The 21,446-nt window shown below is 31.7% G+C and carries 17 protein-coding genes and 1 pseudogene; 11 read left to right on the top strand and 7 right to left on the bottom strand.

Translation table 11 applies throughout. The annotated features are described in order from the left end of the window. Positions 1-279: pseudogene (locus LGK97_RS06450) on the bottom strand (transposase); the annotation flags it as partial. A 238-nt stretch (positions 280-517) separates the two neighbouring features. On the opposite strand from LGK97_RS06450, the gene LGK97_RS06445 reads away from it, so the two are divergent. Further along, positions 518-1,210 carry an iron-sulfur cluster assembly scaffold protein gene (locus tag LGK97_RS06445; RefSeq protein ID WP_226258927.1) on the top strand — a complete coding sequence of 231 codons (693 nt, stop codon included), beginning with the start codon at positions 518-520 and terminating at the stop codon, positions 1,208-1,210. Between the two features lie 20 nt (positions 1,211-1,230). Then, complete coding sequence (locus LGK97_RS06440) at positions 1,231-2,232, top strand: GGGtGRT protein (RefSeq protein ID WP_226258926.1); 1,002 nt, start codon at positions 1,231-1,233, stop codon at positions 2,230-2,232. 102 nt (positions 2,233-2,334) lie between these two features. Here the strand turns inward: LGK97_RS06440 and LGK97_RS06435 are convergent, their stop codons facing one another. Continuing rightward, a complete protein-coding gene (locus tag LGK97_RS06435) occupies positions 2,335-2,586 on the bottom strand; it encodes a hypothetical protein (protein ID WP_226258925.1) in 252 nt (83 codons plus the stop codon). 285 nt (positions 2,587-2,871) lie between these two features. On the opposite strand from LGK97_RS06435, the gene LGK97_RS06430 reads away from it, so the two are divergent. The 5 genes from LGK97_RS06430 to LGK97_RS06410 all read left to right on the top strand — a co-directional run bounded on the left by LGK97_RS06430 (position 2,872) and on the right by LGK97_RS06410 (position 8,618). Next, on the top strand, positions 2,872-3,288 hold the full coding sequence (locus LGK97_RS06430) for a hypothetical protein (protein WP_226258924.1): 417 nt from the start codon (positions 2,872-2,874) through the stop codon (positions 3,286-3,288). Between the two features lie 100 nt (positions 3,289-3,388). Then, positions 3,389-3,580 (top strand): hypothetical protein, encoded by a 192-nt coding sequence (locus LGK97_RS06425; RefSeq protein WP_226258923.1) that lies wholly within the window; start codon positions 3,389-3,391, stop codon positions 3,578-3,580. Between the two features lie 431 nt (positions 3,581-4,011). Beyond that, positions 4,012-5,817 (top strand): GGDEF domain-containing phosphodiesterase, encoded by a 1,806-nt coding sequence (locus tag LGK97_RS06420; RefSeq protein WP_226258922.1) that lies wholly within the window; start codon positions 4,012-4,014, stop codon positions 5,815-5,817. Positions 5,818-5,829: 12 nt separating this feature from the next. Beyond that, complete coding sequence (locus LGK97_RS06415; protein ID WP_226258921.1) at positions 5,830-7,863, top strand: PAS domain S-box protein; 2,034 nt, start codon at positions 5,830-5,832, stop codon at positions 7,861-7,863. Between the two features lie 11 nt (positions 7,864-7,874). Further along, complete coding sequence (locus LGK97_RS06410; RefSeq protein WP_226258920.1) at positions 7,875-8,618, top strand: methyl-accepting chemotaxis protein; 744 nt, start codon at positions 7,875-7,877, stop codon at positions 8,616-8,618. Between the two features lie 63 nt (positions 8,619-8,681). Here the strand turns inward: LGK97_RS06410 and LGK97_RS06405 are convergent, their stop codons facing one another. From LGK97_RS06405 to LGK97_RS06390, 4 genes are all read right to left on the bottom strand, one after another. Then, complete coding sequence (locus LGK97_RS06405; RefSeq protein ID WP_226258919.1) at positions 8,682-9,833, bottom strand: NAD(P)-dependent oxidoreductase; 1,152 nt, start codon at positions 9,831-9,833, stop codon at positions 8,682-8,684. Between the two features lie 521 nt (positions 9,834-10,354). Beyond that, the gene (locus LGK97_RS06400; RefSeq protein ID WP_226258918.1) at positions 10,355-11,317 is read right to left on the bottom strand and encodes an NUDIX hydrolase; all 963 of its coding nucleotides are present in this window, start codon (positions 11,315-11,317) and stop codon (positions 10,355-10,357) included. 91 nt (positions 11,318-11,408) lie between these two features. Next, positions 11,409-12,221, bottom strand: a complete 813-nt coding sequence (locus LGK97_RS06395; protein WP_226258935.1) for a purine-nucleoside phosphorylase — start codon at positions 12,219-12,221, stop codon at positions 11,409-11,411. A gap of 109 nt (positions 12,222-12,330) precedes the next feature. Beyond that, on the bottom strand, positions 12,331-13,869 hold the full coding sequence (locus LGK97_RS06390; protein WP_226258917.1) for an MBL fold metallo-hydrolase RNA specificity domain-containing protein: 1,539 nt from the start codon (positions 13,867-13,869) through the stop codon (positions 12,331-12,333). A gap of 469 nt (positions 13,870-14,338) precedes the next feature. Here LGK97_RS06390 and LGK97_RS06385 point away from each other — a divergent pair, with 469 nt between their 5' ends. The 4 genes from LGK97_RS06385 (at position 14,339) to LGK97_RS06370 (ending at position 20,375) form a co-directional block, all read left to right on the top strand. Further along, positions 14,339-16,153 (top strand): ABC transporter ATP-binding protein, encoded by a 1,815-nt coding sequence (locus tag LGK97_RS06385; RefSeq protein ID WP_226258916.1) that lies wholly within the window; start codon positions 14,339-14,341, stop codon positions 16,151-16,153. Beyond that, positions 16,137-17,954 (top strand): ABC transporter ATP-binding protein, encoded by a 1,818-nt coding sequence (locus tag LGK97_RS06380; protein WP_226258915.1) that lies wholly within the window; start codon positions 16,137-16,139, stop codon positions 17,952-17,954. The genes LGK97_RS06385 and LGK97_RS06380 overlap by 17 nt, the downstream gene beginning before the upstream one ends. A 157-nt stretch (positions 17,955-18,111) precedes the next feature. Continuing rightward, a complete protein-coding gene (locus LGK97_RS06375; protein ID WP_226258914.1) occupies positions 18,112-18,813 on the top strand; it encodes an ABC transporter ATP-binding protein in 702 nt (233 codons plus the stop codon). Continuing rightward, positions 18,810-20,375, top strand: a complete 1,566-nt coding sequence (locus LGK97_RS06370; RefSeq protein WP_226258913.1) for a putative ABC exporter domain-containing protein — start codon at positions 18,810-18,812, stop codon at positions 20,373-20,375. Before LGK97_RS06375 ends, LGK97_RS06370 begins: the two co-directional genes overlap by 4 nt. Before the next feature lie 140 nt (positions 20,376-20,515). On the opposite strand, the gene LGK97_RS06365 is transcribed toward LGK97_RS06370, so the two are convergent. After that, entirely contained in the window at positions 20,516-21,175 is a 660-nt protein-coding gene (locus LGK97_RS06365; RefSeq protein ID WP_226258912.1) for a TetR/AcrR family transcriptional regulator, read from the bottom strand. Positions 21,176-21,446: the final 271 nt, after the last annotated feature.

Below are 21,446 nucleotides of genomic sequence, written 5' to 3'. Positions count from 1 at the left end.
TTTTCGTCCCATTATCAGCGCTGCTTGCTTTAAAATATCATTTTCCATCAGCAATTGCTTATTTTCTTTACGAAGACGTAGTAGTTCATTCTCTTCCATGGTTCGATTATCCTTAGCCTTGAAAGACCCAGATTCGCTATAATCATTCAACCACTTAATTATTGTAGATTTTGCTATTTGATATTCTCTTGCTATATCTGAGGTTGATTTGCCATTTTGCTTAAGAGCTACTATTTGCTTTTTAAATTCCTCTGTATAATTTTTTGTTTTTCCTGCCATGATATTTTACACACTCCTTTTTATCTATTATATCATGACCGAATGTTTACCGTACAATTTATTATAACCTATCCATCTATTAAATATTATTATACCTTAAATAATAAGGTTTAAAACGTAAAAAGTATATGTTTTAAATCTTTTTAGTAGAAAGTATTGTTTGATGTGGTTAAGTTTGCTAGAATGAAGGCGAAAGAGCTTTTAGTAACAATAGTATACGTAGGAAGGAGATTATAAAATGATTTATTCACATGAAGTTGAAAGCATGATATGTGTGGCAAAGGGTCCGAACCATGGCAGCGCACCAATTCCTCAAGAAGGAAAATGGGTACAGTCTAAAGAAATAAAAGATATATCAGGCTTAACACACGGTATAGGCTGGTGTGCTCCACAACAAGGTGCTTGTAAACTCACTTTAAATGTTAAGGATGGAATTATACAGGAGGCGTTAGTTGAGACCATAGGATGTTCAGGTATGACTCATTCAGCTGCTATGGCTTCTGAGTTTTTACCAGGAAAGACTATTCTTGAAGCTTTAAATACAGATTTAGTTTGTGATGCAATTAATACTGCAATGAGAGAATTATTCCTTCAGATAGTATACGGAAGAACCCAGACTGCATTCTCAGAAGGTGGACTACCTATAGGAGCAGGTCTTGAAGATTTAGGAAAAGGATTAAGAAGCCAAGTTGGAACTATGTATGGAACTTTAGCTAAAGGTGTTAGATATTTAGAAATGGCTGAGGGATATATTTCAAGAATAGCATTAGATGCAGATAGCCAAGTAATTGGTTATGAATTTATAAGCTTTGGAAAAATGATGGATATGGTTAAAAAAGGCATGGATGCTAATGAAGCTATGAAAAAAGCTACTGGTAGCTATGGTAGATTTGATGATGCTGTATTAGTTATAGATCCAAGACACGAATAGGATAGGGAGGGTGAATTTAAATGGCATTATTTGAAAGTTATGATAGAAGAATTAATCAGATCATACCTGTACTTCAGAAATATGGAATGAACTCTATAGAAGAGGCAAAAGCTGTTTGTGAAGAGAAAGGTATAGATCCTTATACAATTACAAAAGAAATACAACCAATTTGTTTTGAAAATGCAGCATGGGCTTATGTTGTGGGTGCTGCAATAGCAATAAAAAAAGGATGTACAAAAGCTGCTGATGCAGCTGTTGCTATCGGTGAAGGCCTACAGTCATTCTGTATTCCAGGTTCAGTTGCTGATGATAGAAAAGTAGGTATAGGGCACGGAAATCTTGCTGCTATGCTTTTAAAAGAAGAAACAGCTTGTTTTGCTTTCTTAGCTGGACATGAATCTTTTGCAGCTGCTGAAGGTGCAATTGGACTAGCTAAATCAGCTAATAGAGTTAGAAAAGAGCCTTTAAGAGTTATACTTAATGGTCTTGGAAAAGATGCAGCTATGGTAATTTCAAGAATAAACGGGTTTACATATGTACAAACTCAGTTTGATTACTATACTGGTATAGTTACAGTAGTTAAAGAAACTGCTTACTCAAAGGGAGAAAGAGCTAAAGTTAGATGTTTTGGCTGTGACGACGTTCGCGAAGGCGTTGCTATAATGCATATGGAGGGCGTAGATGTTTCTATAACTGGAAACTCAACTAACCCAACAAGATTCCAGCACCCAGTTGCAGGAACATACAAAAAAGAATGTATAGAGCAAGGCAAAAAATACTTCTCAGTAGCATCAGGCGGTGGTACTGGAAGAACTCTTCACCCAGACAATATGGCAGCAGGTCCTGCTTCTTATGGCATGACTGATACAATGGGAAGAATGCATTCAGATGCACAATTCGCAGGTTCTTCATCAGTTCCAGCTCATGTTGAAATGATGGGATTAATCGGAATGGGTAATAACCCAATGGTTGGAGCTTCAGTTGCAGTTGCGGTTGCAGTGGAAGAGGCAATGAGTAAATAAATTATAGATGATAAACAGCCCCGTATTTAGCTTTTAATGGCTAAGTACGGGGCTGTTTTTATCTAAAACATTGAATATCATTTTATTGAAAGTCTTACAGCATTAATGAGATATATTAATTATTATTTGTTCTTTCTTTTGAGTTGAATCATTAGAAGAATCCCTTACGTTTGATTGATTACTCGGTTGTTCTTCCTTTGAATTATCATCATTAGTGTTGCTATCCATATTAGATGTATCAGTCTTTGAAGAGGTTGAAGCACTTTTAGCTTCGGAAGTAACTCCATTAGATGGGATTATAATTTCAATAATATTTCTACCTTTATCTTCTTTTTTTGAATCATTTTCATTCATGATTATTCTCCCTTCGAATATAAAAATTACACTATATAAATAATGCGTATCATATAGTGTGCCCCTTTTGTTGTAAAGTATAGTTAATAAAAATTATATATTTTTAAAGGTTTAAAAGATCGTACTAGCTTATTTATGTATAGGAAGACAGTTACAGAACATAATATACATTATAGTATGGCATGATATGTTTGCAAATATTATAGAGTAAACTTAAGAATATAAATGACCTAAAAAAGTTTTAAAAGTTGTTTTTAAAAATATATAAATGAAGGTGTGTAGAAAATGAATAAGTTAGAGAAATTAATAGATGCAGGATATAAGGTAAAAATTGAATTAAGCCCTAAATTTTATTTAACTTTAAACAATGAAATGCCTTGCATGAAATTTAATTCGGATAGCATAGAGGGAGCTATTGATTTAGCTTATACATTTGTAGAAGAACAGAAGAAAGTAGTAGCTAAAGTTGAAACAGAAAAGCAAACAACAGATTATAAGATTATAATTGATGTACCACAAGAACAAGAATTAAAAATTAATGAAGATATTCTTAACGGAGAATTTAAGACCACGACTACTATTAGACTGTATACAGATGTTTTGGGTCAGTTTAAAGATTTTGCAGAGACATATAAAGAGTATAAAAGCATCGATTTAGTTAGTATGGCACTTTTGGAGTATATTGAGAAATATAAAAAATAGTATATAAAATAATTATTATATAAGAGGCATATAATTACTATATTTAATAAATCACCCCTCACAATAGTTCAGCATATAATTTATTAAGAGGTGATTTATTATGTCATTTCCATTAAGTAATCTAGATGCTGGGCAACTTTTAGTCGCGGCAAATGCTCTTGCGATTTCTTTTTCAAAAGGCTTAACATCAGATGAAATTGAGCTTTTAAGCAGCTTTATAACTTCAGTTGGGGATTTATTGGGTCTTATAGCATCAAGACAGGAAATCATTGAAGACAAAGAATCCAATTGACAATACTTAATAAGTGTAAATAGAACAGGCTAAATTATCTTGGTAATAATTTGGTCTATTTTTATTATGTGATTTAAGATGGAGCAGGAATAAGTAAAAGAGGTAATTCTTATCTAAAGAATCACCTTTTTTCTTTCCTTGATGCTAATAGATCGGTATAGTGCAGAGTAATGGATAAGATGCATTTCTAATTTGATTGTACCATTTCTAAGTTATAAATAGATTGAGAATTTAGAAAGAAGGATGTATAATTAGTTAACTATATTTTCATTTTAGGGTGGAAAATACTATTCTTATATTATAATTTTTGCATTAAATGAGTGTACTAATTTTTTCAATAGATACCAGCCTTTAACATACATTAGAAGAAATGCGAATTATAATAATTCACCACTAAAACATAAAGTCCATAAAAGGGAGAGAGATAAAACATGATATACAAATTAGGATTAGGTACTATATCTATTTTATTGATACTATCCTTGTTAGAGAATTATATATTAATGAAAAAAGTAGATGCAAATAGAAATGCATTAATATTAATAAATAAGGAATTAATCGAAAAAGAAGAAATGAAGATGCTAGCCATTGACGGTTCTAAGGATGTTGTATGGGAATGGAATTTAGAAAATAATAATCTAGTTGTTTCTAAAAAGTGGGAGGATATAACCGGTTATAGCATAAATGAAAACATTAATTTTATTAAAAATTTAATACATGAAGATGACTTAATTGATGTATGTAATAGTTTCAAAGATTACATGGATGGTAAATCAATTTGTTACCAATGTGAATTTAGAATAAAAATAAAAAATGATTCGTATAAATGGGTATTTATACGAGCAAAAGGACTGCGAAACATAGAGAGTAAATTTATTAAATTATCAGGGTCTATAACAGATATTTCAGATATAAAAGCAATAGAAAAGGAAATTAAGCATAAAGTATATTATGATACGTTAACAAACTTACCTAATAAGGTACTAGTTACCGATATAATAGAAAAAGTTATGAAAGATTTTAAAGTTAATAAAAAAGAAGGAGCCATAATATTTCTTGACTTAGATGATTTTAAAAAAATTAATGATACTTTAGGTCATCATTATGGAGATCAGCTATTAAAAATAATTGCAGAGATATTAAAGATATCTTTTGATGAAAATGATACTGTAGCAAGATTTGGTGGAGATGAATTTCTAATTGTCATGAATGATATAAAAAGTAACGAAGATGTTATTTTAAAATGTAATAAGATAATAGATATATTCAAAAAAACTTTTGAAGTAGGAGAGAAAAATATTTATACCTCAGCAAGCATGGGAATAACAATTTTCCCAAGAGATAGTGATGACATAAATAGGCTACTTATAAATGCTGATGCTGCCATGTATAAGGCGAAAGGAACGGGTAAAAATAAATATTGTTTTTATGATGAAAAAATAAAAAATGAATTAGTAAGGAAAAATGAAATAGAAAAATACCTTAGACAATCAATAAAAGAAAATGAATTAGAAATATATTACCAACCTAAAATACATAGCCACAAGAAAACTATTATGGGGGTAGAAGCACTGCTCAGGTGGAATAGTAAAAAGATAGGAAGTATTTCACCCTATGAATTTATTCCTATTGCAGAGGAAGCAGGTCTTATTAAAAATATAGGTGAATGGGTTATAAAAGGCGTTTGTAATCAAATCAAATTGTGGGAATCAAATTGTAAAATTCTTATGAAGGTTTCTATTAATGTATCACCAGTACAATTGCAAGATGAAAGGTTTGTGGAAAAAGTTAAACAAATAGTGTTTTTAAATGATGTTGATCCACAGCTTATAGAATTTGAAATAACAGAGACCTCTTTAATGAATAATATAGATAAGGGCATGTATTTACTAAATGAATTGAAAGATAGTGGATTTAGTATTTCATTAGATGATTTTGGAACAGGATATTCCTCTCTAAAGTATTTAAAGGCTTTACCTATAGATAATTTAAAGATAGATAAGTCTTTTATTGACAATATAACAGTTAATAAAAAAGATGAAGAAATGGCAAGAGGGATAATACAATTAGCGCATAATATGGATCTAATCGTTATAGTTGAGGGTGTAGAGACAAAAGAGCAGTACGACTTAATTAAAAACATGAATGCAGATATTATTCAAGGGTATTATTTTAGTAGGCCAGTTACATCAAAAGACATAGAAGAAATGATATTGGATGTAAATAAGCGTACATAAGGAGTGAAAGAATTGATTAATAAGCAGGAAAGTAACCTTAATTTATATAACAGTTTAGAAGTTTATAAAAGTATATTTGATAATGTCCAAGATATAATTTTAATTGTATCAGAGGAAGGATTTATATTAAATGCTAACAACCAAGCAATTAAAATTTATGAATATACATATGAAGAGTTGTTAAAAATGAATTTACTTGACATTAGAAATGAAGAATCTAGAGATTTATTAAATTCTCAATTAAGTGAAACATTTAAAAGGGATATAATTTATGAAATAAATCATTATAAGAAAGACGGAACTATGTTTCCGGTAGAAGTAAAGTCGGTTGGTATAGAATTTGAAGGTAACAAGATAGTAATAAGTGTTATTAGAGATATAACAGAAAGAAAAAGACAAGAAAAAGAACTTAAAGAGAGTGAAGAAAAATATAGATTAATATATTCTAAAATGAATCAAGGTATGGCATTACATGAGATAATTTTAAATGAGGAAGATGAGCCTATTGATTATAGATATATTGATATAAATGATAGTTTCGAAAAAATTACAGGGATATTGCGAAAGGATATCATTGGTAAAACCATTAAAGAAGTAATGCCAAATACTGAAAGTTACTGGATTGATAAATATGGACAAGTTGCAATAAGTGGTGAAGAATTATATTATGAAAATTTTTCAAGTGAACTTAATAAATACTTTCAAGTTTACGCCTATTCACCTGAATATAAAAAATTTGCAATCATCTGCACAGATATTACTGAAAGAGTAAATAGAGAAAAAGAGCTAAATGAAAAGTATGAAGAATTATCATCAATATATGAAGAACTTATGGCAACTGAGGAAGAACTTAGAACCAATTACAAGGAAATGGAGATATTAAAGGAAGAAGCAGTGGAAGCTAATTCAATAAAAAGTGCATTTTTAGCTAATATGAGTCATGAAATACGAACACCACTAAATGGAATTATGGGTATGGCCTATTTATTAGAAGATACAAATACTAATGATGTACAGAATGAATACTTAAATATGCTAAAAACATCTTCAAATTTACTACTAGATATTGTCAATAGTGTACTGGATATGGCCAAAATAGAAGCAGGTAAATTAGAACTATCTACTGAACCCTTTAATTTGAAGGATACACTTGATACAATAGTAAATCAACTTCAATTTCTTGCACATAAAAAGAATCTAGAAATAATGCACTATATTGAACCCTTTATGAATTTAGATATTATTGGAGATAAAGTTAGACTAAATCAAGTTATTATTAACTTAGTTAATAATGCAATTAAGTTTACAGATGAGGGACGAATAATTTTATGCGCTAAAAAGAATTATAGTAATGCTTTGAAAATAAAGATTCAGTTTTCAGTTGAAGATACAGGAATAGGTATTGATAACGAATATAAAGATAAAATATTTGAAGCATTTTGCCAGGGAGACTCCTCTTATACTAAAAAATATGGTGGAACAGGACTTGGACTTGCCATATCAAAAGAGATTACAGAACTTATGAATGGTGAGATTTGGTTTGAAAGTGAAAATGGTGAAGGAAGTACATTTTATTTTACAGCAGAATTTAATTTGCAGCAACTAGATGAAGTAAGTGAAAAAAAAATTATAGCTAAAAATGAAATTACACCACCTGTAAACAGTGGAAATAGAACAGTTTTAATAGCAGAAGATAATGAAATAAATATGGAGATTGTAAAGTCATTTTTGGATATTAAGGGAGTGAACTACTTCGCTGCAAACAATGGTAGAGAAGCAATTGAAATTCTAGAAAAGGAATGTGTAGATTTAATACTTATGGATTTACAAATGCCAGAAGTAAATGGATATGAAGCAACAAAAACTATTAGAGAAAAAGAAAAAAACAGTGGTAATCATATCCCAATTGTTGCCATGACTGCGTATGCAATGGATAGTGATAAGAAAAAATGTATAGAAAGTGGTATGGATGATTATATTTCAAAGCCATTTAACTTAAAAGACTTGGAAAAGATAATAATAAAATATATCAGCTCAAAGGATTAGTAAATTAATAAATGAGATATCTAAAAGACAATAATTATGCTGGCGAAGAAGAACACTGGCCTTTGGTTCAAGACATGCGTGGACAAATGTTTGAGTCTTTGGATAAACTGTTGGTAATAAACAATGACATGGCAAAGGTAAGTGACGATAAAAATACGCAATTATATAACACTAGTAGTAAAATAATTTATTCATTTATAATTGGAGCCTTACTAATTTCAACATTATTAGGGGTTATTTTATCTATATACATGACAAGGTCATTAAAAAAAGGATTGGATTTTGCGAAAGCAATTGGAAATGGCGATTTATCTAAAGAAATTGATTTAAATAGTAAAGATGAATTTGGACAACTTGCAACAGCTTTAAACAATGCTCAAGGAAACATAAAAGAAATGGTGTTAGAAATAATGAAAGGTTCTGAAGAATTAAGTGCTTCAAGCGAAGAGTTATCGGCAACAGTGGAAGAAATTACATCAAAACTTGAAATTGTAAATGAAAATACCGGTGAGATCGCTAAGGAGACACAGGAGTCAAGTGCTATGACTGAGGAGATTAATGCTACAATGGAGGAAGTTGCTAAAGTAGTCCAACATATTGCATCATCAGCACAAAACACATCATCAAGATCAATGGACATACTATCAAGTATAGGTGAAACAACCCAAGCTATGGAACAAGTTTCAATTACTGCTGAAAATCAAGCAACCATTGCTGGAAAACTCAATACATTGGTTCAAAAATTTAATTTATAAAAATTATAGAAAAGCACATTCCAATTATAATCATTAATTTGGAATGTGCTTTATTAATAAATTCTACACTACTATATTTACTAAATCATCCCCATAGTGATTTGAGCATTCTTCAAAATATTTAATGGTTCCTCTATATATTGCTCTATTAAAATAATCATTGCTACTTAAATCAAAATCATTAATAGAATAGACTATAAGGTTTTGCAGAATATATATAAGCTGTTTACCATACAAATCCATGCAAGCATTGGGTGTAACTCCCGGCCAAGCATTGCAACCCACTACGGTTCTTCGATGAAGTGTTTTCAAGGACTTTGGCAAATTGTTATACTGATCGTCATCAGGGTAAATAACAGTTTTGTCAAGTGTACCATGAGGAATACCTTCAATTGCTTTTATCTGGATAGAATTAGCATCTGTTAAATATGGATCTGCCGTCAAATCTAAGATTATGGAATTCTGCTTTAAGTGGCCTAATAATTCATTACTGATAATATACTTGGTTGAATCATCTCTAGTTGTTGCATCTACTAAAATATCTGTTTTCCGTAGAATTTTTATCATTTCATTCTTATCTTTAGTTAGGTTTCTAGATAGCAAATTAACAAGCACGCCTTTAGTTTTATCTCGAAGGATATCTTCAGTTGTTTTGTTGTTTCCATATTTACTTGAGAGTCTTGCTGCGGTTAAACCAACACGACCCATTCCCATTACGCTAACAATTATAGGCTTTTTATCTTTAATACAGATGTTTTCATAAGTTTTAGCAAGTTCAGTAAATGCCGTATCAATTCCATTTCCAGAAGTTCCTTCATAATTTACAACAATTCTTTCAAGAAAATCATTTTTAATAGAATCCATTGAAACAGCAAATATGCCTTTATCCTTAAGTTTTTCAATACGTGCAGCTCTAGTTGGATAATGAAGCATACTTAATAAAGTGCTACCTTTTTTCATATAGTCAAGTTCCTTAAATTCTGGAGATCTTAAAACTACAACTACATCTTTTTCATAACATTCTCTTTTAGATACAAATTGGATTGCTTCATTTTCCTTAATATAATCTTCTTTTGTATAATCCAAAGCCATGCCGTAGCCTTCTTCTAGAAATATTTGTACCTTTTCATTTTTAAGCACAGCAAAAAAAGTAGGCAAAAAATCTCTTTTTTCATTTTTTTCTTTGTGCATTCTTGGGAACCCTATAGTTTTCAATAATTTTATCCTCCTTGCGAGTTATAGTAAAGACAACAATTATTAGTTGCATCTCCCGTGATATTTATATATTTGTTTTAGGTAGGATATATTAGTAATAATTAAGGTACAAAAAAAGATACTACCTATAAGTAACATCTTTAAGCTACTAACTTTTAAGTTTTGTTTATGTTTGAAAATTAGATATACAGTAAAAGAATTTTTGAAGTGATAAAAACTTGAAGGCCTATATAGTTAAATTGTATTACGAGGCAATTTAACACTTATTCACGATACTTGTATGACAAGCAATACTTGATTATACAATAGAAGTTGTAAGTTAGCAATAGGATATTAACAATCACCACCAAGATATTAAAATTGTGCAAGATTTAATTGTGGGAACTTTATTAATATTGCAGTACCTTAGGTGATGATTTAAATTGCTAATTGGTAAGAAGAGTGTTATCAAAGTTAGATGCTTTTTTTGACACAAGCAAATATGAGCCTTTTACTTGAATATTATACCATTGTATATATATTTATAGGGTATCCATTAATTTTTTATAACTTACAAGTGACATCTTATCATTAATAACCTTTAATTCGCCACTTTGAACATATCCCATTTTCTCATAAAGATAGCAATTGCGCTTTTCAGATAATATAGTTTCTAGTTCCCATCTAATTGCTTGTGGATACATAAGTTCTAGACGTCTTATTACTTCTTGAGCAATTCCTTTATTTTGGGATCTTCTAATAATATTTATTATATGTAGATTCATTACACCAGGTTCTTTTTCATAAACGAACACACTTCCTACCAAGTAATTTTGGTGAAGTATTTTATAATAATGGCCAATATCAAATCTTTTTAGAAAATTCTCTAATGTTTGATTTACTGGACTTGTTCCATGGTCATGATATTTTTCATATAAGGGTAAAAATACTTCCTTTTGTATATCTAGTAGTATTTGTGCATCATCAGCCTTTGCCAAGCTAAGAACTATATTGGAATTTATCATTTCAAATAAGTCATCATAATAATCTAGTGAAATAAATTCACCAGTTTGCATCATATTTCTAATTTCTTCTAAAGTAACCCATTTTGCATCAGCAACTTCCTCATATTGGAGTTTTAAATGCCTTATATCAATATTTTGCCTAACAAGCCAAATATCTTCAAAACCACTAGAAGATTTAACCGTAAACAGAAGCTCACTTTTACTTATGTCTAAATCAATACCTAATTCTTCCTTTGTTTCACGAATAGCTGTTTCTTTGCTGTTATCACCTTGGATAGCAGATCCTGCAACAGACTCAGCCCACATATTTGGCCAGCCAATCTTCCAAGGTTGCCTCTTCTGAATTAAGAATTCTCCTCTATCATTAACAATCCAAACATGAACTACAAGGTGATAATCGCCTTCATTCATAGGATTACCTCTTTCGTGTGTGCGTCCGGTGTTTTGTCTGTATTTATTGTAAATATCCCATATTTCCATAAGGTTGCCTCCTTAAAGCATCTAATTGTCAAGGTATTATAACATATAATTTAAATTAATTATAAATTCATATGGATTAAATAAATAGCTATTAAATATCCTCTACTATTTTAGCTACCCACTTGCAGAGATTTACCGAAGCTTTTTTTGCGGTTTCAACAACTCTTTCATGAGAGTGTTTTTGCTTTTGTATGCCTGTAGCCATATTTGTAATACAAGATATTCCAAGTACATCAATACCTAAATAATTTGCTGCTATTGTTTCAGGAACTGTGGACATTCCAACAGCATCTGCGCCTTGCCTTCCAATTGATCTTATCTCTGCGGCTGTTTCATAGTATGGCCCCATGAACCCTGCATAAACTCCTGTTTTGTAGTCTACTTGTAATTCATCTGCAATTTTCTTTGCTTTATCTATTAATTCAAGTTTAAATGGTTCAGACATATCAGGGAATCTTGGGCCAAATCTTTCATCATTAATTCCAATCAATGGGTTATCAGAAACTAAATTAATAAAGTCAGTAATTATCATTAATGTTCCAGGATTAAAACTTGTGTTTATGCCTCCACAGGCATTAGTTACTATTAGTTTTTCAATACCCAAAAGTTTCATAACGAACACTGGGTAGGCTACTTCTTTCATTGTATAACCTTCGAAATAATGAAATCTACCTTGCATTGCAAGTACTTCTACACCCTTTATTCTTCCTAAAACTAATCTTCCTTCGTGGCCTATAACTGTTGATTGTGGAAAGTTTGGTATATCCTTATAGTCAATGTATTCCTTATTTTCTATGGCATCAACCAAATCCCCAAGTCCTGATCCCAAAATAATTGCTACTTTAGGATTTATACTGATTTTGCTTTTTATAAACTTTGATGATTCTGCAACTTTGTCATACATGTTATTCATATTTTCATCCTCCTAATTTTAATTTGCAATGTGTTACTTTTACATAACAACAGCTGGCACAGCTAATATGCTATGCCAGCTTTAATTATTCTTTGAATTCCTATTTTTCGTAAATAAAGCCTTTTATAATATCAAGCAATTTATCCTTTTCTAATCCTTCAATATTATTTATTGAGTTTATGTGTTTTAACAATCTACCTTTTATATCGTTATCATTTTCAGCAACTTTATCATTTCCGTCAACTTTTTCATTGATATAGAGAATTTCTCCACTTTCAACTATTTTAGAGCTATAGCCCTTGGAACCCAATAACTGCTGGAAGCTATCCTGTGCTTCTTTATCGCCATGAACAAGCAAGATTTTTTTTGGTTTTTCCATAAAGCTTTCTACCCAATTTAATAGTCCGTTTTTATCAGCGTGACCAGATAATCCTTCAAGATTATAAATATGAGCATTAACAGCAATAGGTTCTCCAAATATCTTAACTTCTTTTATTCCATCAACTATAGAGCGTCCCAATGTGCCTTGTGCTTGATAGCCTACAAAAACAATTGAAGATTCTGGTCTCCACAAGTTGTGCTTAAGGTGATGTTTTATTCTGCCTGCATCACACATGCCACTTGCTGAAATAACGATTGCTCCGCGTTGAATTTTATTAATATTAGCTGAATCAGTTGGGGAAGTAGAGAATTTTAAGCCGTCAAATCTAAAGGGGTAATCGCCCTTCATAACAAGTTTTTTAGCCTCTTCATCATAATCCTCATTATGACTTTCAAAGATCTTTGTAGCTTCAATAGCTAAAGGACTATCGATATAAACTGTAACGCCCTTTAAATCGTCATTATCTACATATTTATTTAATTCATATAAAATCTCCTGAGTTCTCCCAACTGCAAAAGAAGGTATAATAACATTTCCACCTCTTTTAAAGGTGTCTTTAATTATTTTTAATAGCTCTTTTAGATTTTCATTTGCATCAGGATGTACTCTATTTCCATAGGTAGTCTCCATTATTAAATAATCAGTATGATTAATTATTGTTGGGTCTTTTAAGATTGGCTTATTTATATTACCCAAATCACCACTGTACACGAGCTTTACTTCTTCTTGGTATTCTTCCTTTATATATAATTCAACAATAGCAGAACCTAAAAGATGCCCTGCATCTCTAAATCTTATTTTTAGCCCATCAAAGATATCTATCATTTCATCGTAAGGAAATGCTGAAAAAAGAGAAATAGAAGACTCGGCTAGTTTGACTGTATAAAGTGGTTCTAGAGGTTTTAAACCACGACGCTCTCGTTTTCTATTTTTCCACTCTATCTCAGATTCTTGGATGTGACCACTGTCAGGAAGCATAATACTGCATAAATCTTTTGTTGCCTGCGTTGAGAAAATAGTTCCCTTAAAGCCTTTCTTGTAAAGTAGCGGTATTCTTCCGCTATGATCTATATGTGCATGTGATAAAATAACATAATCTATATCTTTAGCATTAAAATCAAATTCCTCATTGCCAAAGTTTCTTTCATCTTTTCCTTGATATAAGCCACAATCGAGTAAAACAGTCTTTCCGCTTATGTACAAGATATGACATGACCCTGTAACAGATTTTGCAGCTCCATAAAATTGAATTTTCATAATAAGAACCCTCCTTTTAGTGTAAATAATAGATTTCGATTGGAGTCTTCAAAATATTTAGACATTTTATATATTATAACAGATTTATGAGGAAATATATATATTGTTGTAAATTCAGTTACAGTTTTTGTATGAAAAATTGTTGCTTGCCTTCTTCCTTTGTTTTAACTCTGAATGTTTTGTTAAGATTACTAACTTTTATTATACTCAATACAACCATCTCCTTTTGCCAAAAAAATAAGCCCTAAAAACAAATCTCTAAATTGAGACTCGTCCTTCAGGCTTTTCTCCTAAAAGTGTAGACATTATCCTGTATCGCTCGGACCAGACATTTTTCAATCGGAACCCTAGATACACTCTCGCTAGAATAAGTTAATACATAATGTTACAGATATATGATATAATTCCTTGGTAGGGTATGTATGTATTATTAGGCCGGAAAAGTAAGCTGAAAGGTAGGGGATTTATTGTGGAAATTAAAATTAGAAACTATAAGGTAGCAGATTACATTGGAATACCATTAAAGATTGCGCCTGTAACTGTAATAGGCATGGGGATTTTGCGGGTACTTATAGCACTCATTCCAAGTTTTCAAGTACTAACAATATCAAAATTTATAGATACAGCCATTGATATCTTTAAAAATGGGTCAATGACTAGAATTTATATACCACTATTTGCGCTCATGATATTCATCGGATTTTCATGGGTTTCCTCAGTATTACATTACTTTATGAGATTAAAGCTGGATTTAAAAATGAATCAACGTTTTCGCCCCGCAGTAGTAAAAAAACGCAGTCGTCTATGTTATGAGCATATTGAGAATAATGACACCTGGGATTTGATTGCAAGAGTCGGCGAAGATCCTTCTGAGCAAATAATGAAAGGTCTTAATAATCTGTTTAATATTGTAGAGTACATAGTAAAGATTCTGGGACTTATGATCATCATTGCTGCACAGGTATGGTGGGTTGCTATTGCAATTATAGCAATTGCACTGCCACTATTTGCATTGGCATCTAAAAGTGGAAAGGTTGATTATGAAGCATATTCGGAAGCAGAAAAGTATAGAAGAAAGGCAGATTATTTAAAAGAAGTTCTTTCTTCAAGGGAGAGCGTAGAAGAACGTGCCCTATTTGGATATACAAAGGAAATAGATAAGAAGTGGTTTGATAGGTATGAAACTGCGCGTAAAATAGAGTTTAAAGCTATGAAAGGTAATTTCATTAAAATGAAAACAGCAAGTATTATTACAGCAACCATATCCATGGCAATTGCACTAGTATTATTAACCCCTGTAAGCAAAGGGTTAATTAGTGTTGGTATGTATATGGGATTAGTTACTGCTGCTTTTAGTCTGGTGCAGCAGATGTCCTGGGAGTTATCCGTTGTGATGCAAGAATATACGAAAAATAAGTTGTATTTAAAGGACTTAACAGCATTTTCACACCTTAAGGAAGTGGAGGGAGCGGATGCATTACCGGATATGTTAGTGCAAAAAATGCCTTTTGAAAGTATAGAGTTTAAAAATGTACATTTTTCTTATCCGGGAACTGATAGAGTGATTTTAAAAGGGCTATCCATGAGGCTAGAAAGGGATAAGCAATATGCATTTGTGGGCAAAAATGGAGCAGGTAAAACAACTATTACTAAGCTTTTAACAGGCTTGTATGATAATTACCAAGGTGACATATTGATTAATGGAAAGAATATCAGAAGCTTTACCCAAGAGCAGTTAAAGGCATATTTTGCTGTGGTGTATCAGGACTTTGCCAAATATCAGATAACACTAAAGGATAATGTACTTTTGGGCAATTGTGGACAAGTTCAACATCAGAATAAACAAACAGCTTTGGTAGAAAAAGCATTACATAGCATGGAAATGGATGAGGATGTTAAAAAGTTGCCTAAAGGCATTGATACCCATCTAGGTAAACTAACGGAGGAGGGCATGGATTTATCTGGAGGTCAATGGCAGAGGGTTGCCATTGCAAGAACACTGGTAAGCAATGCTCCTGTATACATTCTTGATGAGCCCACTGCGGCACTTGATCCAATCAGTGAAAGTAAATTATACAAGCTATTTGGAAAGGTGAGCAAAGGAAAGTCAATTATTCTTATAACCCACAGACTTGGAGCTGCAAGGAGTGCAGATGAAATACTAGTAGTAGACGATGGATTTATAGCAGAGAGTGGTAGCCACGCTGAGCTGCTTAATAAAAGTGGCATTTATGCAGAAATGTTTAAGGCGCAAAGGAGCTGGTACAATGAGCAAGGAGCATAAGCAAAAACAGATATCTGTATGGACAATGATAGCACGGATTTTTCCACAGGTAGTATCTGTTTCACCAGGACTATTTACTTTTAATTCTATAGTTTTTATTTTTAATGGAACTTTACTTGCAGTATCTATTTTGTGTATGCAAATATTATTCGATAAGGTAACAGATTTAGCGGTTAATAAAGGTACATTAAATGATGCTATTTTGGCATTATTGCTATTATCTGCAGTAACGGTATTAGAGCAAATTGCAAGTGGAGTTGTCAACTTTATTGGTGAAACTTATGACATGAGAACTACCGGGAAACTTACTCATATCATTAACTTGAAAATGGCTAGATTAGACCCCATTTGTTTTGAAAATCCAGAGATTTTGGATGATATAAACAAATGTTATTCGGGAATAAGGTTTGCCAAAAATTTTATCAATACCATTATGGATCTCATAACCTTTTACATGCCATACTTTATATTTATGGGCATATACCTCTTTACATTAAAACCAATTTTAGCGGTGGCACTGCCTTTAGTGTTTTTACCAGTAATGCTTAGCCAGTTGGTACGAGTAAAGGTATTTGTAAAATTAGAAGATCATTCAGCACCCCTTAGAAGAAAAGGTGAGTATTATGAAAACTGTATGGTAGGCAGAGAATATCTTAAGGAAACTCGTATCTTAGGTGCTTGCCCCTATTTTATGCGTTTGTTTAAAGACACATTGGTTCAGATGAACCGTTTAAAGTGGAAGGCAGATGTGAAGGCAAGTTTATTAGAGCTTAGTATGAAAATAGTGTCTCTTACAGGGTACTTTGGTATCTTATGGATGCTATTTGATGCCTTAATGAAACAGGAAATTAGTGTAGGTGCTTTTGCTGCGGTATTTACTTCTGTTGATGGAATGTTTAATCTTATGGATGAGATTATCTGTGGGCGTCTCGGATACTATGCAGAGAATTTTGGAAAGATACAAAATTATTTAAGATTCTTAGACCTTCCTGAAAGATCAGGAGAGGACACAATGCAGGAAAAGACATTTCATGGAGATATTGTTTTAGAAGATGTTAGTTTTTCTTATCCTTTTACAGATAACAATGCAGTAGAAAGCATAAATCTAACAATCCATAGTGGAGAAACAATTGCTGTGGTAGGTGAAAATGGTTCGGGTAAATCTACATTAATACGGTTACTTACAGGACTATATCTTCCGAAAAGTGGCAGGGTGCTACACAATAATAAATCCACAAAAGATTATACGCCCAAAGCGTTATTTGCAGGAATCTCCGGTGTGGTTCAAAAATTTCAAAGGTACCAGCTAAGTTTATCTGATAATGTCACTATTAGTGAAATGGAAGTTAAGTCAAAGACAACGAAATGTAGAGAGCATGCAGTTACGCATTCTGGTATTCAGGTTAACGATGGGGCTTTTCCAAATGGATATGACACCATGTTATCTAGAGAGTTTGATGGAGTGGATTTGTCCGGTGGTGAGTGGCAGAAGGTGGCCATTGCCAGGGGTTTTTATAGAGATCATGAACTGATAATATTAGATGAACCCACTGCAGCCATTGACCCTGTAGAGGAGACTAAGATATACCAAAGATTTGCAGATATTGCGAAGGAGAAAACTGCAGTGATAGTAACCCATCGGTTAGGTTCCGCTAAATTTGCTGACCGTATTGTGGTCATGAAAGAAGGTAGCATTGTAGGAATAGGAAACCATGATAACTTACTTTCAAGTTGTGCTTTATATTCGGATATGTGGGAATCTCAAGCACAGCATTATTTGAGGGAGGACAAAATTGGGTGATTAGAGTTATTTTTTTATTGTATTAGTGATACTATTGATAGGGGGATTAGTCTTTAGGATTATGGGGATTACAAATTATTAAAAGGTGAATGACCTAACATACATTTGCTAAACTTGCCACTTGTCACGTGGGTGGCACTATTATAAGGGGGATATTATGTTAAATGTAACTAATGTAACAAAGAAATATGACAAAACTTACGCTATAAATGATATTAGTTTTTACGTTAATGATGGTGAAATTGCGGTTCTACTTGGACCTAATGGTGCAGGTAAAAGTACCTCTATAAAATGTGTAACGGGACTTTTAAAATATGAAGGTGAAATTGAGATTTGTGGATACACTAATAAAAGCTTAGAAGCTAAAAAACTCTTTGCTTATGTTCCTGAAACACCTGCAATGTATGAAATGCTTACGGTATACGAGCATCTTGAATTTATAGCTGGAGCCTACAAAATTAAGGATTATAAAGAGAAGGCAGAAATTCTTCTTGAAAGATTTGAGCTTTCCGATAAAAGGGATAAGCTTGGAAAGGAGCTTTCAAAGGGAATGCAACAGAAGGTTAGTATATGTTGTGCACTTTTAATAGAACCAAAAGTAATACTTTTTGATGAGCCTATGGTAGGACTTGATCCAAAGGCAATAAAAGAATTAAATAGTGTGTTTTTAGAATTAAAGCAAACTGGATGCTCAATTGTGATAAGCACTCATATTATAAATAGTGTGGAAGATATATGGGATAGGGCCCTTATAATGAAAGATGGAAATATAGTAATGTCAAGAACAAGACAAGAGTTACTAGACAGAAATGAATCCCTAGAAGAAATGTTCTTCCATGTTACGGAGGGAACAAAATGAAACCACTTTTTTATATATTTAGAAAGACCATAAAAAACCACATTCTGCAGCTTAAGAAAAAACCAGGAATATTGATACTATACTTGCTTATAATTGCTTTTTTAATTTTTATTATAGTTTCAACTTTTCTTAGTCCCCAAAGAACTTCTGCAAAAGGTAGAATTGATACCTATGGAGCGATTGTAACTGGGTCAATTTTAGCAGTGATGTGGTTTGGAATTAATAATGGTATTGAAAAGGGAAGCAGTTTTTTTAGATTAGTAGATGTAAATTTAGTTTTCACAGCACCTATATCACCTACAAAGGTTCTTATTTATGGATTTATCAAGCAACTTTACACTACCTTTTTCTTTGTGTTCTTTTTATTGTTTCAAATTCCTAACCTTAGAAACTTTTTTCCTATAACAGGAGAGGGTATCATTATAATTTGTTTTGCTGCATTTTTCTTGATGTTTACTATGTCAATTATGGGGCTTCTAACATATTCAATTGCGTCTAAATCTAATAAAAAAAGAAGTCTAGCTAAGAAAACATTGAATGGTTTAACGGCTATCTTTGGAATTACTTTATTATACAATGTATTTATATACAAGGATTTTCAAGTAGCAGCAATAGGTTTTTTAAATAATAAGTTTTTTATATACATTCCATTCATTGGATGGATAAAATCTATTTTAATGGCTGCGGTGAGTGGTATAACTTACACCTTTTATATAAATATTCTTCTTTGCACCGCATTTATAAGTATAATGATTTATTTATTATACAAGCTGAATACAGATTATTACGAGGATGTTCTTGCGGCTACAGACAGGAAGGAAGAATTGGTAGCAATGAAGAAGTCTGGTAAGGGAAACATGAACTATGGAAGAAAAAAATTTAGAAAGATTAAGTCTGGCAACATAGGCAGTGGTGCTAGTGCGATTTTCCACAGACATCTTCTAGAATATAAGAAATCTGGAATTCCGTTTATTGACAAAATGACTTTTATAATGCTAGGTGTAGGAATTGGGTCGCGCTACCTTTTTAAAGGTGCGAGCATGAATACAATTTTATTTGCCACAATATATATCTTGTTTTTCTTTAGTATTCAAGGGAAATGGGGACAGGAGCTTTCAAAGCCATTTATATATTTAATTCCGTATGCTTCAACATCTAAACTATTTTATGCTACACTAGCAGATCTTATTAAATATACAATAGATGGACTTGCACTTTTTATTGTATCAGGAATTATATTTAAAAGTGGTGCAGTAATTTCAATATTATGTGCTATTAGCTATGCATCCTTTGGTGCCATATATACATATGGCGATGTGCTTTCACGAAGAGTACTAGGGACAACTCATACCAAAAACCTAGAAATGTTTATGAAGATGGGTATTACACTATTAGTGGTGTTACCGGGAATTATAATTTTTGCTGTTTTATCAATGATTTCTAATGGTAATCCTGCAATGCAATATACACCATATATAATATTAATTTGCTATAATCTTTTAGCCTCATTCTTAATAATGCTTCTAAGTAAAGGAATATTTGAGGTATTAGAACTGAATTAGACTACAAGACAATGAAGACCTCACAAAGGTAATTACTTTTGTGAGGTCTTCGTTGTTTTATGAAAGTAGCTAATTACAGATTTATAGTTTCAAATTTACAACTTACAACTTACAATTTGCCACTTGCCACTTGGGTGGCACTAATCAATTCTATAAGAGCTAAGGGTTCTTTCAATATATGTTAAAGTTTTTTTTACAGCAACGTCAACAGTATAATCATTTTTACCGCTTAATATTCTAGATAACATTCCATTATAAATAAGTATATTCATTTCATTAATTTCATGTAGGTCTTCCTCCCTAAAGAAACCTTCAGCTGCAGCAGCCTTTAAAAGAGTATAGTCTCGTAAATGAATATTATCTTCAAATAGCATAGGTAAAAATTTTTTAGTTTCTTCTCCTATTTCTTCAGGGAAGATTGAATAATAGGTCTTTATTGAAGAGTTGACAGTGGTATGAGAAAAGCTACTAAAGAAAATAATATTGTATATTTCAGGTCTTAAGTATGAGTGGTAACTAAAACATTTCCATACATTAAGATAGTTTTCAAGTGAATTTTCCGAGTTCATAGTATATTTAGGCAAATCTTCTGCATAGTCTTTTAAATATTTTAGGGAAGCAAAGAAAATAAGATGGTTAAGATTTTCAAAATAATTATAAACTGTAGCAATATTAAAGCCAGCTATACTAGCAACTTTTCTTATAGTAACTGCGGAAATACCTTCTTCATCAATTATAGTGTTTGTGGCTGTAAGGAAGTATCCCATCATTCGTCTTTTTTGTATTTCTTTATTGTCCAATAAAATCACCAATCCTATAAATTTAATAATCTATTAAATATAATTTACCTTAAACATTATAACATAAAGTAAAGATAAATAAATAAATACAAAGATTTAGAATATTTAGGCTATAAACATGTTTACTTTATAATCATGTTTGTGTTAATATAATATCAATGGAATGTTCCAACAGATTTAAAGGTTTTAAAATTGAAATCCATTACAATTTAGAAGATATATGCATACATCTTCTATAAAGCCCAAAAATAGTACGAGTTTAGAAAGGAGT

The sequence above is a fragment of the Clostridium sp. CS001 genome (assembly GCF_020443565.1).
In the GTDB taxonomy this organism is placed as follows: Bacteria; Bacillota; Clostridia; order Clostridiales; family Clostridiaceae; genus Clostridium_AD.
Note: the sequence above shows the minus strand (reverse complement) of the source record. Positions and strands in the feature narration are given on the sequence as shown.